15 protein-coding genes are annotated in these 15,694 nt (G+C 52.1%); 7 read left to right on the top strand and 8 right to left on the bottom strand.

Annotation, left to right across the window (positions count from 1 at the left end):
• Nucleotides 1-18: 18 nt before the first annotated feature.
• The 3 genes from VGN67_RS22750 to VGN67_RS22740 all read right to left on the bottom strand — a co-directional run bounded on the left by VGN67_RS22750 (nucleotide 19) and on the right by VGN67_RS22740 (nucleotide 2,848).
• Nucleotides 19-837 (bottom strand): phytanoyl-CoA dioxygenase family protein, encoded by an 819-nt coding sequence (locus tag VGN67_RS22750; protein ID WP_327489515.1) that lies wholly within the window; start codon nucleotides 835-837, stop codon nucleotides 19-21.
• 114 nt (nucleotides 838-951) lie between these two features.
• Nucleotides 952-1,890 (bottom strand): hypothetical protein, encoded by a 939-nt coding sequence (locus VGN67_RS22745; protein ID WP_327489513.1) that lies wholly within the window; start codon nucleotides 1,888-1,890, stop codon nucleotides 952-954.
• A gap of 55 nt (nucleotides 1,891-1,945) precedes the next feature.
• On the bottom strand, nucleotides 1,946-2,848 hold the full coding sequence (locus tag VGN67_RS22740; protein WP_327489511.1) for a class I SAM-dependent methyltransferase: 903 nt from the start codon (nucleotides 2,846-2,848) through the stop codon (nucleotides 1,946-1,948).
• 164 nt (nucleotides 2,849-3,012) lie between these two features.
• On the opposite strand from VGN67_RS22740, the gene VGN67_RS22735 reads away from it, so the two are divergent.
• Nucleotides 3,013-3,489, top strand: coding sequence for a flavin reductase family protein (locus VGN67_RS22735; RefSeq protein ID WP_327489509.1), 477 nt, complete (start codon nucleotides 3,013-3,015; stop codon nucleotides 3,487-3,489).
• Between the two features lie 14 nt (nucleotides 3,490-3,503).
• On the opposite strand, the gene VGN67_RS22730 is transcribed toward VGN67_RS22735, so the two are convergent.
• From VGN67_RS22730 to VGN67_RS22715, 4 genes are all read right to left on the bottom strand, one after another.
• Nucleotides 3,504-5,021 (bottom strand): GH3 auxin-responsive promoter family protein, encoded by a 1,518-nt coding sequence (locus tag VGN67_RS22730; protein ID WP_327489507.1) that lies wholly within the window; start codon nucleotides 5,019-5,021, stop codon nucleotides 3,504-3,506.
• A gap of 52 nt (nucleotides 5,022-5,073) precedes the next feature.
• Nucleotides 5,074-5,910 (bottom strand): glycerophosphodiester phosphodiesterase family protein, encoded by an 837-nt coding sequence (locus VGN67_RS22725; RefSeq protein WP_327489505.1) that lies wholly within the window; start codon nucleotides 5,908-5,910, stop codon nucleotides 5,074-5,076.
• 180 nt (nucleotides 5,911-6,090) lie between these two features.
• Nucleotides 6,091-6,348: a GlsB/YeaQ/YmgE family stress response membrane protein gene (locus VGN67_RS22720; protein WP_327489503.1), complete on the bottom strand. Its 258-nt coding sequence runs from the start codon at nucleotides 6,346-6,348 to the stop codon at nucleotides 6,091-6,093.
• A 123-nt stretch (nucleotides 6,349-6,471) separates the two neighbouring features.
• Nucleotides 6,472-7,887 carry a S41 family peptidase gene (locus VGN67_RS22715; RefSeq protein ID WP_327489501.1) on the bottom strand — a complete coding sequence of 472 codons (1,416 nt, stop codon included), beginning with the start codon at nucleotides 7,885-7,887 and terminating at the stop codon, nucleotides 6,472-6,474.
• 285 nt (nucleotides 7,888-8,172) lie between these two features.
• Between VGN67_RS22715 and VGN67_RS22710 the strand changes: the two genes are divergently transcribed.
• The gene (locus tag VGN67_RS22710; protein ID WP_327489499.1) at nucleotides 8,173-9,315 is read left to right on the top strand and encodes a hypothetical protein; all 1,143 of its coding nucleotides are present in this window, start codon (nucleotides 8,173-8,175) and stop codon (nucleotides 9,313-9,315) included.
• A gap of 111 nt (nucleotides 9,316-9,426) precedes the next feature.
• Here VGN67_RS22710 and rocD read toward each other — a convergent pair whose 3' ends face one another.
• Nucleotides 9,427-10,704, bottom strand: coding sequence for an ornithine--oxo-acid transaminase (gene rocD, locus VGN67_RS22705; protein WP_327489497.1), 1,278 nt, complete (start codon nucleotides 10,702-10,704; stop codon nucleotides 9,427-9,429).
• A 99-nt stretch (nucleotides 10,705-10,803) separates the two neighbouring features.
• Here rocD and VGN67_RS22700 point away from each other — a divergent pair, with 99 nt between their 5' ends.
• The 5 genes from VGN67_RS22700 (at nucleotide 10,804) to VGN67_RS22680 (ending at nucleotide 15,616) form a co-directional block, all read left to right on the top strand.
• Nucleotides 10,804-11,019 (top strand): DUF5522 domain-containing protein, encoded by a 216-nt coding sequence (locus tag VGN67_RS22700; protein ID WP_327489495.1) that lies wholly within the window; start codon nucleotides 10,804-10,806, stop codon nucleotides 11,017-11,019.
• Between the two features lie 84 nt (nucleotides 11,020-11,103).
• Complete coding sequence (gene rpmB, locus VGN67_RS22695; protein WP_207503995.1) at nucleotides 11,104-11,343, top strand: 50S ribosomal protein L28; 240 nt, start codon at nucleotides 11,104-11,106, stop codon at nucleotides 11,341-11,343.
• A gap of 219 nt (nucleotides 11,344-11,562) precedes the next feature.
• Nucleotides 11,563-13,929 (top strand): TonB-dependent receptor, encoded by a 2,367-nt coding sequence (locus VGN67_RS22690; RefSeq protein ID WP_327489489.1) that lies wholly within the window; start codon nucleotides 11,563-11,565, stop codon nucleotides 13,927-13,929.
• Between the two features lie 3 nt (nucleotides 13,930-13,932).
• Nucleotides 13,933-14,601, top strand: a complete 669-nt coding sequence (locus VGN67_RS22685; RefSeq protein ID WP_327489487.1) for an NAD(P)-dependent oxidoreductase — start codon at nucleotides 13,933-13,935, stop codon at nucleotides 14,599-14,601.
• Nucleotides 14,602-14,695: 94 nt separating this feature from the next.
• Nucleotides 14,696-15,616 carry a DUF4249 domain-containing protein gene (locus tag VGN67_RS22680; protein WP_327489485.1) on the top strand — a complete coding sequence of 307 codons (921 nt, stop codon included), beginning with the start codon at nucleotides 14,696-14,698 and terminating at the stop codon, nucleotides 15,614-15,616.
• Nucleotides 15,617-15,694 lie beyond the last annotated feature (78 nt).

Genomic DNA, 15,694 nt, shown 5'->3' with positions numbered 1-15,694 from the left:
GGCGGGTGGTATGGGTTATTAAGCGTATAAATCTTTTAACTGGCTAGCCGTCGGAAAGTTGGGCGTTACCAGTTCGGCTTCGGGCTTATAAATATAAGCCATCGGGTACCCCCGCTCAATGAAAGTAGGCTCAGCCAGGTTGTTGTACCGCAGCTGCACCGACCACCGGATATTACGGGTTACGTTGTTGCCGGAGCGGTGAACCAGGAAAGCCGAGAAAATCAGCAGGTCGCCCACTTCAAAGTCCGTCTGTACAAAATCTTCTTCGCGAAGCGTGGTTGTAATTCCTCCCTGGTACCCGGAGGTACTTGCTTCCAGCAGCCCCGTGGTGTGGCTACCCGGAATAACCTGCAGCGCGCCTATCTCTTCACCGGCGGTCACCATCGGAAACCATACCACGGTACTATCGAGCGAACCCTGACCGGTACGCCAGTCCTGATGGGCGTCGAGCTTCCAGTGTTTGCTGCCGTCCTTGGCCAAAAAACGACTGTTGAACTGCATCGCCGGACGTGCTCCAATGACGGGCAGCGCAACGCCTACCTCTTTCAGCAGGCTGATTATTTTTTCATCTACGCCCAGCCGGTGTAATGAAACAGAATGCTGGACGGTTTTGCCGGTATTGACAAAAGCATCGAAGTCTTTTTCAAAAAATTCAAACATGGCACTCTCGAAAGCATCCCGGTCTTCGATGTCCACTTCACGGCCGGTTACCCGCTTGATCTGCATGGCGAATATTGCGCGGGCTTCGCGATAAATAGAATTAACTACCTCTTTGTCAAGAGCGTTGCGTAGGAGGAGATACCCGTCCTTTTTAAATTGTTCCAGAAGCGTTGCCATACTTTATATGTAATTGTGTGTTTGAAAAACACCGCTATTTATTACTCTTTGTATTCCTAACCAATGACTTTCGTTAGGGTTATCAGTATTTAGTATACGGTATTTTTATTTCTGTTAATCTTCCCAAACGGCGTAAGCGAAGCCGGAGGCGCCAAAGCCATTCCCATTGTAGAGCAGGTATTTTTTACCTCCGTGCTCGTAGTGGTGGGCATAGTTGATCATCTGGTAATCAAAATCCTCCGGGTTATCGGACTTGCCTATTCCTACCAGATGGTCCTTGCGCTCCCAGTGTTTGCCGTCTGCCGACTCGGCGTAGCCCAGGCGATAGCTCTGGTTACGGTCGGTGCGGTAGTCGCGGGTGTGGCGGTAGGAGTAGTACATTTTATAAATTCCCCCCTCTTTAAACACACTCGGACGGCCCACTGCGTGCAGAAAATCATCAAAATCCAGCGTAGGTACTTCACTGATGTTCCAGTGAATACCGTCCTGCGAGGTAGCTGACTGTCCGCGGTAGAAGGGCTCCGGGTACCCATTTATGTACTCACACTTATGCCCCGAAATATACCACATACGCCAGGTACCGTCCTCTTCCTGCATTACCGAAGGCTGCGCCGCCCAAATCGGATTCTGGATGCTCCGGTCCATAATGGGGCCGGTAAACATTTTTTTGAACGTCAGGCCTCCGTCGTGGCTCACCGACAGCCCCATCGAAAGGCGGTAGGAGTTCCAGCTGCGGTTCCAGCCGGTATAGTACAGCCAGATGTCGCCGTTGGGCCGATCCACAAACCAGGCGGGCATAGCACCGGTTTCGTCGTACTCGCCGGGACCGCCCAGTTCCAGTACCGGCCGGTCATGGATGTACAGGATCTTAGTCGGGTCCTCATAATCTACGTCAATAAAGGTAGGTCTGGATTGCCCCTGGTCGTCACGCGACGAAAAATATACGCGTAAAAAATCTTTATGTTTATAGGCGAAGGGTACCTGCGCGTGGGAGCGGCTGTGCGCCAGGCTTCCATCGGGTTTATATACTACTCCTTTTTTTATCCAGGGCATTCGTAAATTGTTAGCTGGTAGTAATTAGAAATGAGTCAGGAAATGTAGTACCTGGTTATTGAGCCGAAGAGGTCTGCTCCGCCTCGGCTTTCTCGGCCCGTAGCCGCCAGTTGTCCACGAAGTCTTTTCCCGGAATGGGCAGCTCAATGTCGATCTGCGGTGCCTGGGCGCTTACCACGTACTCCATCACATAAAAAGCATTCCCAAATATCCAGTGTAGTTTAAACTGCTCGATATTGGCCGGAATATCTTCCAGAGGTACTTCGGCGCGGAAGAGCGGATTGGCCTTCAGAAGCGTCTGGTAGGTTGGCTGGTTGCGCATCCAGGGTGCTATGCTTTCGTCGCCTACTACTACTTTTCCGCCCGGACGAACCACGCGGGTCAGCTCGTCAAATGCTCTTTTGCGCTCCGAAAAAGTATTGATTCCACCAAAGTGAAACACGGCATCAAAGGTATCGTCGGCGAAGGGCAGGTACGAGCCGTTGCCGAGGAAGTAGTGTACGTTTACGTCGTCGTTGGGCAGCTTGTCCTGGGCCAGCCTGAGCATATTAGGCGACAGGTCCGACAGCACGGCGGTACCTCCGGGCTTGATCTGGTCAATAATGAGGGCGGAGTCCTTACCGGTTCCGGCTCCTACTTCCAGCACGGTCATTCCCGGCTTCAGGCCCATCAGGCTAATCATAAACTCCCGCGTAGCGGCCTCATCTGAATGGTTCAGCGTTTGGAATACCCACGAAACTCCCCGGTCATAGCGCTGAAACGCCTGGTCGTACAGGTATTGCTCGCGGGCATCTTCTTCGAGTAGTTCTTTTGGATAAAGCATATTGACAATACCCGTATCCCCTACTTCATAAACCGTTCCGTCCTGGCTGCTGAGCCTTTTGCCATCAGCCGAGACTTCGAGGGGAGTAGTAGTTAAGGGACAAACCAGGGCGTGCAGAAATTCTTGATGAGTCATTCCTCGGTAGTAGTTAGTATTTGATGTGCCAAAATTAAACTTTTTATTTTAAGCTACCCGCACCGCAAGCTGTTCTTCGCAGCGGCAGACAGACTTTATCCTAAACCAATAACTGTTGTTTTGGTTTTTAGTACGCTTACTTATCCTGATTAAAAGCCTCCCCTATGCCTCCCCGACTCCTAAAATTTAAAAATTACGACGTCCATTCCGTTACGACGGCTACTCCCGACGGACGACGCAACGCCAACATTGTTATCTGGGCTATGCCGGTAGCTATGGGTGGAAAAATGCTTTGCGTAGCACTATACAAGGTAGACTATACGCTGGAGTTGGTACGTAGCAGCGGTTTGCTGAACCTGAATCTGCTGGCTCAGGAGCAAACTTCTCTTATCACTAAACTGGGCCGGAAGAGCGGCCGGGAGGTAGATAAATTTAAAAAATTAGCCTTTGCCCTGGATGAACGCGGCTGCCCCTATCTCACCGACGCCGTTGGCTATGTACAGTGCCGGGTAGTCAGCTACGCCGACGGCGGTGACCACGAGCTGGTTATTTGCGAAGTAATCAGGCAGGTAGTACTTCATCCCGACAAAAAAGTACTGACCCACCACTTCCTGCGGGAGAAGGGGCTGGTAAGGGGGTAACAACGGCTGCTCGCTCAGCTTACCATTTCCAGAATATTGTCCAGGTAGGTACGGTCGTTGCTGAGGCGGGGTACTTTGTTCTGGCCACCCAGCTTGTTACGCTGGCGCATCCAGGTATAAAAAGTACCGGGAGCCACAAAGTGAATAAGCGGTGGCAGCAGGGCCATATCCTGGTAGCGTTTGGCGTCGTAGTCGGAGTTGACCTGGCGGAGGGTGTCGTCGAGGGTCTGGGAGAAAAGGTCCCGGCTGTCGGGTTCTCTGGAAAACTCAATGACCCACTCGTGGCGGCCGCGTGAGCCGTCGCCCATGTACACCGGCCCGGCGGTATAGTCGCTCACCACAGCTCCCGTACGGTTGCAGGCCGCGGTAATAGCCGCATCGGCGTTTTCCACGATTACCTCTTCCCCAAAGGCATTGATAAAGTGCTTGGTGCGCCCGCTCACCTTGACCCGGAAGGGGTACTTAGAGGTAAACTTAACGGTATCGCCGATGATGTAGCGCCAGAGGCCCGCGTTGGTCGAAATAACCAGCGCGTAGTTTTTGTCGAGTTCTATCTCGTCCAAGGTGAGGGTCCGGGGGTATTTATTTCCCAGCTCCTCCATGGGCATAAACTCATAGTATATCCCGTAGTCCAGCATCAGCAGCATTTCCCCGATGCGGTTCAGGTCGTCCTGAATAGCGATGAATCCTTCGGAGGCATTGTAGGTTTCGAGATAGGTTACCTGCTCGGCTGGGAAATATTTCTTCATAAAGAGCTCGCGGTAGGGATGAAAAGCCACGGCCCCGTGTACAAATACCTCAAAGTCCGGCCAAACATCAAGCATGGAACTTGCTCCTTTGCGTTCCATGATGCGGTCCAGCAGTACTATGGTCCAGGTAGGTACCCCCAGAATACTGGTCACGTTTTCTTCGGAGCAAATCTCCGCCATTTTTTCCAGTTTCTCCTCCCACTTGTCCATGAGGGCTACTTCCAGCGGGGGAGTCCGGATAAATTCCGCCCAGGTGGGCAGGTTTTGCATAATTACCGCCGAAACGTCACCGGCCTGCGTATCCGGATTATACGGATTGGGGTGCAAAGTACCCCCTATCGACAACCCTTTCCCCTCATACACCCGGGTGTCGGGGCGGTTATGAATCAACAGCGTCATCATGTCCTTTCCTCCCATGTAGTGGCAGTCTTCCAGCGCCTCGGGCGTAACGGGTAAGTACTTGCTGCGGGCGTTGGTAGTACCCGACGACTTGGAAAACCAGTCGGCCTGCGTGGGCCACAGTACATTAGGCTCGCCTTTCAACACGCGCTCAATGTAAGGAAACAGGTCTTCGTAGGTCGAAACAGGTACCTGCTCACGGTACTCCTGAATGGTCTTTATCTGGGCGTACTGGTACTGCCGCCCCCACTCGGTATAGCGGGCGGTGTGGAGTAATTCAGAAAAAATCGTCTGCTGCGTTTCGATTGGGTTGGCCATGAAATGCTCAATGCGTTCCATACGGCGCTTTAAAAACCAAACCATTACGTCATTTACCAGTTTCATAGCTAAAGATTGATGGGGCTCAGGGTAATTGTTAGCACAAAACTACTAATTTCTAGCGGAGGGTAGCATAGCGATTGGGATAGTCGGTAATGAGGCCATCTACACCCATGCCTACTACGGCTTTCATATCCTTCAGCTCATTAACGGTCCAGGGTATAACCTTCATGCCTTTTGTGTGCAAACGCGCTACCTTTTTCGTAGTAAGGAGCCGGAAGTAAGGGCTATAAATATCCGGAGTAAACCCCAGCGCTTCCAGGTTAGTATCAATTCCTTTCAGGTTGGCCACCAGGGCCGCCAGGCTCACCGGGGCGTAGGTACCGGCGGTTATCTGCTGCTTCCAGTGCTTAAGTACCGCAAAATCAAAACTCTGGAGCGTTACCCGTTCGGCGGGCAGGTACTTGGCAATTACCTCATGTACCAAATCCGAGAATTCGGCGGGCTGGGGTTGAGAATGGTCATATTCCCCGGCATCGCTCTTGATTTCTATGTTGTAGCAAACAGCCGGTACACCTTTCTGGCGGCAGTAAGCCTCGATCGTGGCCAGTACTTCGCTGAGCAGCGGTTTATAGACCCTCATTTTTTGCTGCTCCGGAAAAGCCACATTCCCTTTTGAGCCGCAGTCATAGCGCTTAATCTCTTCGTAAGGGAGGGTGTACAGGATTGTTTTTTCGTTTTTGGGGAATGGAGAGCCATCCGGACGGAGGCAGTAATCGGGATGAAAGTAGGGTTCATGCGAAACAACTACCTGCCGGTCTTTGGAAATAACTACGTCCATTTCAAGGGTACTAACTCCCAGGTCAATCGCTTTCAGAAAAGCCGGTAGGGAGTTTTCGGGCATCAGGCCCCGGCTGCCGCGGTGCCCCTGAAGGGTAAAGGTAGGTTGAGACATGGCAAGAGCTGAGATCAAACTACCCAGTATAACAAAAAAAACCTTTGAGCAAAAAGACATAGATAGTTGAATTTTGGAAAAAGGAGGCTGTTGCCCGAGCAACTACCCTACCTGTGTGTATTCCAAATATACTTCTATTCCTTTCTTTTGCTCAAAGGTCAATGATTTGATTTTAATTATCTAGGTTCTTCTGGTACTGAACTGACGATATAGGAACAGCAGCAATACCGCACCCAGAATAGCCACGACAAGGCTACCAAAGTTGAAACCGTCTACGGTACCAAAACCAAACAGAGACGAAATAAACCCTCCGATGATAGCACCACCGATACCAATCAGAATGGTAACAATAAATCCTCCCGGATCTTTACCGGGGTGTATGGCCTTTGCTATAAAACCAGCCACCAAGCCTACTATTATCCACGTCAGAATACCCATGATTTAATGTGTTTTTAGTGTTTGAACTAATTTTTAATATCTTAATAGGTGGGCATAAAAAAAGCATGCCATTCAAAAGCTGAATGGCATGCCAGATAAATACACTGGTGAAGCAGCAGCAGACTACCGCCGGGGCAATTCGTAAAACATGTTTCCGCCCCCTGCTTTCTCATCAATGGACGAGTATACATCAGCTCCTGCTTTAACGGTAGGTGTTTCTTCGCCTACTGCCTGACGGGCTGCCCGGGTACCCAGAATCTGGAAGAGCGCCTCACCCAGCAGCGGGTCGCGGGCATCGCCGTAGGGGTACAGTACCACCCCCTCCGACTTTTCAAAATTGGGCGTAAAGCCGTTGGTGTACTCCGACTTGCGCTGACTGTTGAAAGATTTGGATACAATGGGCTGAATTCCCCACTTGATTTTCTTTTTATCGTCACTGAGCGTAATGGAACCTACGTTTTTACCCGTAGTACGCAAGCCTACTACCACTACGTCCATGTAGGGTTTAAGACCGTTGATGAGGAGTTCGCTGGCCGAAGCAGTACTGCCCGAAGTAAGCACAAACACGCGGCTCAGGTTACCCCCAACGTTTTGGGTCTTGGTCAGGAACTTGTCCGAAAAGAAGTCTTTCCCGTACTGTTTTTCCAGCTCGGGGGTAATCACTTTGTTATACTCTTTAATAGAAAATACATCGCTGGAAGTAACGCCGCGGCCAATGAGGCTCGCCAGATTAGTCGCCGAACTTACGTAGCCCCCGCGGTTGTACCGGAAGTCAATTACCAACTCGTTGATACCCTGCCCCTTAAACTTGGCAAAAATATTGTCCAGCTGCTGGTCGTAGGTTTTGGTTGAAGAGCCATTAGGACCTGGTATAAACTGATGGTACACTACGTAGCCAATGCGTTTGGCTCCTTTGGTAATAAGGGTATCAAAGTGTACCGGATTGGCTTGTAATACGGTGGGAGTCATCTCACGCGTTACGTTGCTATCCACTACCCGACCTGAGCCATCGAGGGTACCTCCCGTGAATGTTTTTTTACTGTCGCCGGTATAAAGCAGGTTGTAGTAGTTAGAAACCGTCAGGGCCTGACCATTTACTTTGGTAAAATAATCACCCCGCTTGAAACCCGCAGCGGCAGCCGGGGAATTAGGTAACACATAGGTAACTATCCCGAACAAATCATTACCTCCGCTACTATAACGAACCACGCGAAACTCCAGACCCGTAGTTTTTGACTCACCGCTCAGCGAGGCCTTCAGCTCATCGGCGCTTTCCTGAATCCAGGAAAAACGATCGCCGTCGGGGCGCAGGGTAGCATCAAAGCGGTACAGCAGCGACTCAAAGAACTGACTGGTGCCCTGCCCATAGTTGGGAGCAGCGGGTAGCTTGTCGTTCCAATAGTACCAGGTCTTCATATTATCATATACCCACTCGTTCACTTCCTGATCGGCAGTGACTACCGGCTCAATGGTCTTCTCCCGGCAGGAAGCCAGCAGGCTGACCACGGCCAGCAATAGTACTAAGTTCTTTACTTTCATTATAGTTACGGTTGTAGAGTACGATTAGATGCGGGTGCTTTCAGCTAACGAAGTAAACCCATTTTTAGTACAATTCGTTCCGACCCCGAATGGCCGCCGGAGCTTCTGAGGGCAAAGGCAGTACTTGTATTATACAATATGCCAAAGCCTCGGGTAATATACGAAATTTCCGATTTTACGGATGAGTGAATTTTTCCTTTTCCTCAACACAAGACAAGCCCTGCTCCCACCGTTGTAATTACGAATATAAGCATTTTCCGGTTCACTAAAAGCATGGTGTTTGTGATGAAAAGATTTGTTTGGCTTGGAAGTCTGTGCCTGATCGGTAGCTCTGTGTCGCTACAGGTAGCCGCGCAGCAAAACAACTCCCCTCAGGAAACTTTTGTGTGTAACTACGTAGACGGAGGAAGGCTTCGCAGCCCGCAGGACATCTGCAACTACCTGGCGTTTACTTCTAACCGCCATGCCGAGCGCGTTGTTGAACGGATTCTGCAACCCGTGGGCCTGACCCGCAACTTTGTGGTGGTCGAATGCCCCGAGAGCGATAACTGCTTTGCTACCGTAGTGGACGGAAAGCGCTTTATTATTTACGACGGCAAGTTCATGAAGCAAATCGAGAACCTGACCAATACCGACTGGTCTGCCATCAGTATCGTAGCCCACGAAATAGGTCACCACCTGCAGGGACATACCATTGACGGCATGGGCAGCCGCCCGAGCAAAGAACTCGAGGCCGACCGTTTTTCCGGCTTTGTACTGCACCAGCTGGGCGCTTCGCTGGACGAATCCCTGATTGCTATCCGGACGCTGGCCAGCCACGAAAACACCGATTCGCACCCCGGGCGCCAGATACGGGTAGACGCCATCCATAAAGGCTGGGCGGAAGCCGAAAAAATGTACCCCCGCTGGATTAAGTCCAATGCAGGGGTAGCCAGTTCTACTCCGGCTACGCGTCCGGCTCCTGTTTATAAACCTTCTCCTGCTCCAACACGCGAAAGAGAAATAGAAACCGACATTACAGTCCGGGCACCGGTAGCGCGGGTTAAAGGCTGCGCCTCGGGCGACTGCACCAACGGCATGGGTATTCTGGTCCGGGAAAACCAGGAGCGTTACGAAGGCGAATTCCTGAACGGTAAAAAGCACGGTGTGGGCGTACAGTACTACCCCGACGGCATGGTCAGGTACAAAGGCCAGTTCAGCAGTGACTTTCGCTCCGGGCGAGGTACCTACTATTTTTCCAACGGAGACAAATACGTGGGGTACTTTGCGGACAATGTCCCCCACGGTAAAGGAAGCTACTTCTATAAAGACGGGGAGCGATTCTCGGGTACCTTTCAAAAGGGCGTCAGGGAAGGCTATGGTGTTCTGTACAAAACCAACGGTACCCGCGTAGCCGGCCACTATCAGGACGACGAACGGGTCAGGTAGTAAAGGAGAGAAGGAGAAAGGAAGGAAAGGATAAAAGTAAAGGAGCGGAGGGTGAAGGTTAGCTTTCTCCCTCCGCTCTCGTTTTAACTATCCGGTAATAAAGCTTATTGCTTAAAGCCTATTGCTTACAGCCTGCTGGCTATAGGCCCGAAAAGCTTCTTCAATAATTGTGCAGGCCTGATTCATCTGGGCTTCGTTGATAACCAGCGGCGGCGCAAAGCGAATTTTGTTGCCGTGGGTAGGCTTACAGAGCAGCCCCTGCTCCATCATGGTGAGGCAAAGCTGCATGGCCGTAGGGCTCTCTTCGGTATCGTTGATCACAATGGCATTGAGCAGTCCTTTGCCCCGCACCTGTTCGATCAGCTCACACTTCTGCCGCAGGGCCTCCATCCGGTTGCGGAAGAGTTCTCCCATCCGTTGCGCGTTATCGGCCAGGTGCTCGTCTTCTACTACCCGCAGGGCTTCCACGGTCACGGCGCAGGCCAGCGGGTTACCGCCGTAGGTAGAGCCGTGCTCGCCGGGCCGGATGGTCAGCATGATTTCGTCGTCGGCCAGGGCCGCCGATACAGGCATGGTACCTCCCGACAGCGCTTTACCCAGCACCAGTATATCCGGCTTCACACCTTCCCAGTCGCAGGCCAGGCGCTTACCGGTACGCCCGATACCCGTCTGTACCTCATCGGCAATAAACAAAACCCGGTACCTGGTACATAGCTCCCGTACGCCTTTCAGGTACCCTTCCTGAGGTACCCGTACGCCGGCCTCGCCCTGAATGGGCTCCACCATAAAACCGGCGATGTGGGGATCTTTCCGGAAAAGGTCTTCCAGCGCGTTCAAATCATCGTAAGGTACTATTTCGTAGCCCGGCAGGAAGGGGCCGTAGTCGTTGGTGCTGGCAGGGTCCGTAGAGGACGAAATAGCCGCCAGCGTACGGCCCCAGAAGTTGCCGGTGGCGTACACTGTTTTGGCCTGATTGTGGGGGATGCCTTTCACTTTGTAGCCCCACTTGCGGGTTAGTTTCAGGGCGGTTTCGCCGCCTTCCACGCCCGAGTTCATCAGCAGTACCTTATCGTAGCCAAAGTACTCGCACAGGTACTTTTCACATTCGCCCAGTCGATCGTTGTAAAAAGCGCGGGAGGTAAGGGTCAGCCGCTGGGCCTGCGCTATCATAGCCTGCACGATACGCGGGTGGCAGTGCCCCTGACTCACGGCGCTGTAAGCCGACAGGAAGTCCAGGTATTGTTTTCCTTCCACATCCCACACGTACACCCCTTCTCCCTTACTCAGTACTACGGGCATGGGCTTGTAGTTGTGGGCGCCGTATCTGGATTCGATATCAATAACCCGTTGGGTAGCGGAGACAGGTGTAGTTTCGGTGGAATGAAGCATAGGTAGTAAGTAGTAATTATATCAACTGAGTGAACTAAACAATGCTAATAGACAAGCTGTTGGAGGGGTAAAAGTACAAAAAACCCTCATTTTGACCTAATGTCTAAGAACCAGACCAGATTACGAAAGGCGTTAAAGCCTAAACTCACAGGGCTTACCGAGGATGACTACTACCTGAACGACAAGGGGTTTGTGGTATTTACGGAAAAGTACCACCTCAGGAGAGGCTATTGCTGTAAAAGTGGTTGCCTGCACTGTCCGTATGGATTTAATCCCAAGCAAACCAGGGAGGTACCCAAGCCAGAAAGTAAATAATAATCAGGTTTTTTTGGAAATGAGCTTGTGGGTTCCTCAAATTTTGTTGATATTTGCACCCTCATTTGCAAAAATTGAAAGATCATGGCTAAGGTTTGTCAAATTACCGGAAAAAGAACACGTGTAGGTAACAACGTATCGCACGCTAATAATAAGACGAAGCGTAAGTTTTATCCTAACCTACAGAAGAAGCGCTTTTTCATTCCTTCTACGGGTGAATGGGTAACGCTTAAAGTATCTACTTCAGCTCTGCGTACCATTAATAAGAATGGTGTTGAGGCTGTTATCAAGAAAGCCTACGAAAAAGGTACGCTTACTTTCTAAGACATTGTAGTTCGCTACGACGAATTTGTTAACGAATTACTGAAGGCTTCTCCTGCTCGGAGAGGCCTTTTCGTTTTGTCCTGCACTGCTGTTTGCGCGGTTCTCCTCTCCGGGCTTCCCGTTCAGCAAGCCTTTTGAGCGATTCATCATTTTTTTGTACAAACACATTGCTTATTTATGTTGTTTTGCGTTAAATAAAATGAGAAAAATTCAATTTTCATGAAGTACTTTCTGCGTATATATATCCCGATTTTTCTCTGCTTTTTGGTACCCACAGCTGGTAAAGCGCAGGACCGGCCTACCGTTAGCGGTTACGTAAAAGATGCTTCCAACGGCGAAGGGCTTATTGGCGTGTCGGTGTATGTACGGGAGGCGGGTACCGGCGTTATTACCAATCCCTACGGCTTTTATTCTTTAACGCTGCCCAGCGGTACTTATACGCTGGTATACACCTACATAGGGTACAACAAACTCGAAAAATCCGTAACCCTTACGGCCGACCAGCGCCTTGATGTGGAGATGACCGAGGAAAGCCGACAGCTGCAGGAAGTGGTGGTGTCGACCCGGAAGGAGGACGAAAACGTACGGAGCATCGAAATGTCGGTGAACCGGGTGGAAATGAAGACCATCCGGCAAATGCCCGCCCTGCTGGGCGAGGTAGACCTCATCCGGAGCATTCAGCTGCTGCCGGGCGTAACCACCGTGGGCGAAGGGGCCTCGGGCTTTAATGTACGCGGGGGCGATATTTCGCAGAACCTGGTGCTGCTCGACGAAGCGCCCGTCTACAATTCGTCCCATTTGTTTGGTTTCTTTTCGGTCTTTAATCCCGACGCGGTAAAAGACGTAAAACTAATCAAAGGTGGCATACCCGCACAGTACGGGGGACGCATTTCCTCGATCCTGGACGTCAGGATGAAGGAAGGCAACTCCAAAAAGCGTGAAATCAACGGCGGTATAGGTACTATCTTTTCGCGGCTTACCTACGAGCAGCCGTTTATGCAGGGGCGCGGGTCGTTTATTGTGGCGGCGCGGCGGTCCTACATTGATGTGCTGGCCAAGCCTTTCCTGAACAAAGATTTGAAAGGTGCCCGCTTCAATTTCTACGACCTCACCGCCAAGGCCAACTACCGCCTCAACGACAAGAATACCTTCTACGCGTCCGGTTACTTCGGCCGCGATGTCTTCGGGGCCGACTTTGGCTTTGGCTGGGGCAACGGGACCGCCACCGCCCGTTGGAACCATGTTTTTTCCAACAAGCTATTCCTGAACCTGACCGGCTACTACAGCAACTACGACTACGCCCTCGAGTCAGACAGCAAGGAAGAAAACCCCGATCGCTTTGTGTGGAACTCCAAAATCATCAGCAAGAGCGTTAAGCCGGACTTTACCTACTACCTCACCCCCAACAACCAGATCTCCTTTGGCGGGCAGTACATCCACTACGACTCCCGGCCGGGCGCGGCCATAGCCATCTCGGCCGGAGAGCGGCGCGACATTAGTCTGCAACCCCGCTACGGCGACGAGTCAGCTCTGTACATCGGTAACGAGCAGAAGGTATCGGAGCGGCTGTCGCTGCAGTACGGTATTCGCTACTCCCACTACCGCTACCTGGGACCCGGGCAGGTCTATGAGTTCCGGGAGGTAGTACCCGGCGAGCGGAAGTTCCCGGTCTTGCCGGGCGAGCAGTACCGGCAGGGGGAAACGATTCAGCAGTACGGCAACTGGGAGCCACGGTTCTCTATGAACATAGGTTTATCGTCTACCGCCTCTATCAAAGCCAGCTACAACCGCACGGCGCAGTACCTGCACCTGCTGTCCAATACCGCTGCCAGTTCGCCGCTGGACGTCTGGACGCTGAGTACCCGCACCATTCGACCCGAACTGGCCGATCAGGTAGCGTTGGGCTGGTTTCAGAACTTCCGGGACAATACCTACGAGGCTTCGGTGGAAGTGTACTACAAGACCCTGCAAAACCAGATTGACTACGTTCGTAACTCTGACCTGCTCCTGAACCGCTACGTGGAAGGCGACCTGCTCTTTGGCGAAGGCCGCGCCTACGGGGCGGAGTTTTATCTTAAGAAAAACAAAGGACGCCTCACCGGCTGGCTCAGCTACACCCTGGCGCGTACCGAGCGGCTGGTGGAAGGCGTCAGCAATAACAACTGGTTTCCGGCCCGCTTTGACAAACCCCATAACTTCACCGCCGTAGGCATTTTTGGGCTAAACGACCGCTGGACGCTCTCCTCGAACTTTACATTTACCTCGGGAACGCCCGCTACCTTCCCCACCAACCGCTTTGTATGGAAAAATTGGGCACTGCCTTACAACGTGTACAATGCCCGCAACAACAACCGCATACCGGCCTACCACCGCCTTGACCTGGCCGCTACGCTGAAGTCGCGGAAGAAACTCTTCGGCCGGGGCGAAGGGGAATGGGTGTTTTCGGTATACAATGTGTATAATCGGCGCAATCCTTTTTCAGTGTACGTACGGCAAAACGAGGATAATCCGCAGATTACCGAAGCCGTGCGGTACTCAGTAATTGGTACCGTAGTACCCGCCGTAACCTATAATTTCAGGTTTTAACTCATGCCTACTCCTCCTACTATTGCTGTAATAGGTGCAACCGGCCGCACCGGCCAGTGGGTTGTAAAAGAAGCCCTGGCGCGGGGCTATCAGGTTCGCGCTATTGTTCGCAACCCCTCGGCCTGGAAGCTGCGGCACGAAAACCTTGACCTGGTGGAAGGTACTCCTGCCGACGAACAGGTACTTCGTAAAGCTTTTACGGGCTGCGACGCGGTACTAAGTACGCTTAATATTTCCCGGACTACGGACTTTCCCTGGTCGGCGCTGCGCTCACCGTCGGACCTGCTTTCTTCTACCGCTCATAAAGTAGTAGCTCTCTGTCAGGAGCTATCCGTTAAGCGGTTGCTGGTCACAACGGCCTGGGGGGTGCTCGAAACCAAAAAAGATATACCCGGCTGGTTCAGGTTTATGATCGACAACAGCAACATAGGGGTAGCCTACCGGGACCACGAGCGGCAGGAGGAAATAATTGAGAAGTCAAACCTGGACTGGACCATAGTCCGGCCCGTTGGTCTGACCAACGGCTCGGGAGATCAAGGGGTAAAAGTGGTACTGGACTCCTCGGCCCAACCCAAACTGATGGTAAGCCGCCGGGCGGTAGCCCGGTTTATGCTGGACAGCCTCGCCGAAGCGCGCTACGTGAAGCAAAAGCCAATTATTTCGTCAGAGTGAGCTGGAAGTACCTGACCCGTTCGGGTTTGGTTCTTTTTGCTGTAGAATAAATCAGTAACTGTATTTGATTGGGTACCTAGTGCCCTACCCAACTATGAAAAAAAGACGTAACTATATTGTAGTACTTGCCCTGCTACTGGGCATGAGCCCTTGGCTGGTAAGCTGCGAAGATGTCATTGATTTGTCCGTTGAAAATGGCCCCCAGCAGCTGGTCGTAGACGGCTGGCTTACCAACCAGCCCGGCCCCCAGCGCATCAGGCTGACCTTGTCGTCGGGGTACTTCAATAACAACGAGCCGCAGCCGGCGCTGGGCGCGGAGGTAACGGTTACCGATGGACAAGGGCAGGTTTTCCCGTTTAAAGATAGTACGGGTACTGGTGTCTACTACTGGGTACCCCGGCCGGGCGATACGCTGGGGCGCATCGGCCGCACCTACACGCTACGGGTGAACTATGGCGGCGAAGCGTATACCGCTACCTCCTCCATCCGGCCCGTACCCGTTATTGACTCGCTGGTGTACCAGGCCGAATCATTGCCTTTTAATCCGCCCGACGGTCCCAGAGAAGGGTTCTTTGCCGAATTTTACGCGCGTGATTTTGGGGGCGTGGGCGATACCTACTGGATTAAAGCCCTTAAAGGAGGGGGTTTGTACGCCGACGACCCCGAAAACATCACGCTGGCGTTTGACGCGGCTTTTTCACCCGGTTCGGTCTCGGACGGGCTCGTGTTTATTTTACCCCTCCGGCGCTCCATCAACGTCAATCGTCTTTTTTCGGCGGGCGACACGGTAGGCGTCGAACTGCACAGCATTACGCCCGAAGCCTACTATTTTCTGCAGCAGGTACGGCAGGAGTCTACGAACGGCGGAATTTTTGCCACGCCTCCCGCCAATATTTTTACCAACGTCCGCAACCGGAATCCGGCTGGCAAACAAGCGCTGGGTTTCTTCGGCGCCTCCGCCATCAGCCGCGCCGAAACCATTATTGACCCGGCCAAAGCCAAACCGGAGGATTGAGCCGATAGAGGTCTATTGTTTCCGGAATTTGTTTATCTTTATCCTGAAACACTATTTCGAATATATAGGATGCTAAAA

It is taken from the genome of Telluribacter sp. (genome assembly GCF_035998675.1).
In the GTDB taxonomy this organism is placed as follows: domain Bacteria; phylum Bacteroidota; class Bacteroidia; order Cytophagales; family Spirosomataceae; genus Telluribacter.
The sequence above is the reverse complement of the archived record's forward strand: the minus strand, read 5'-3'. Positions and strand labels throughout refer to the sequence as shown.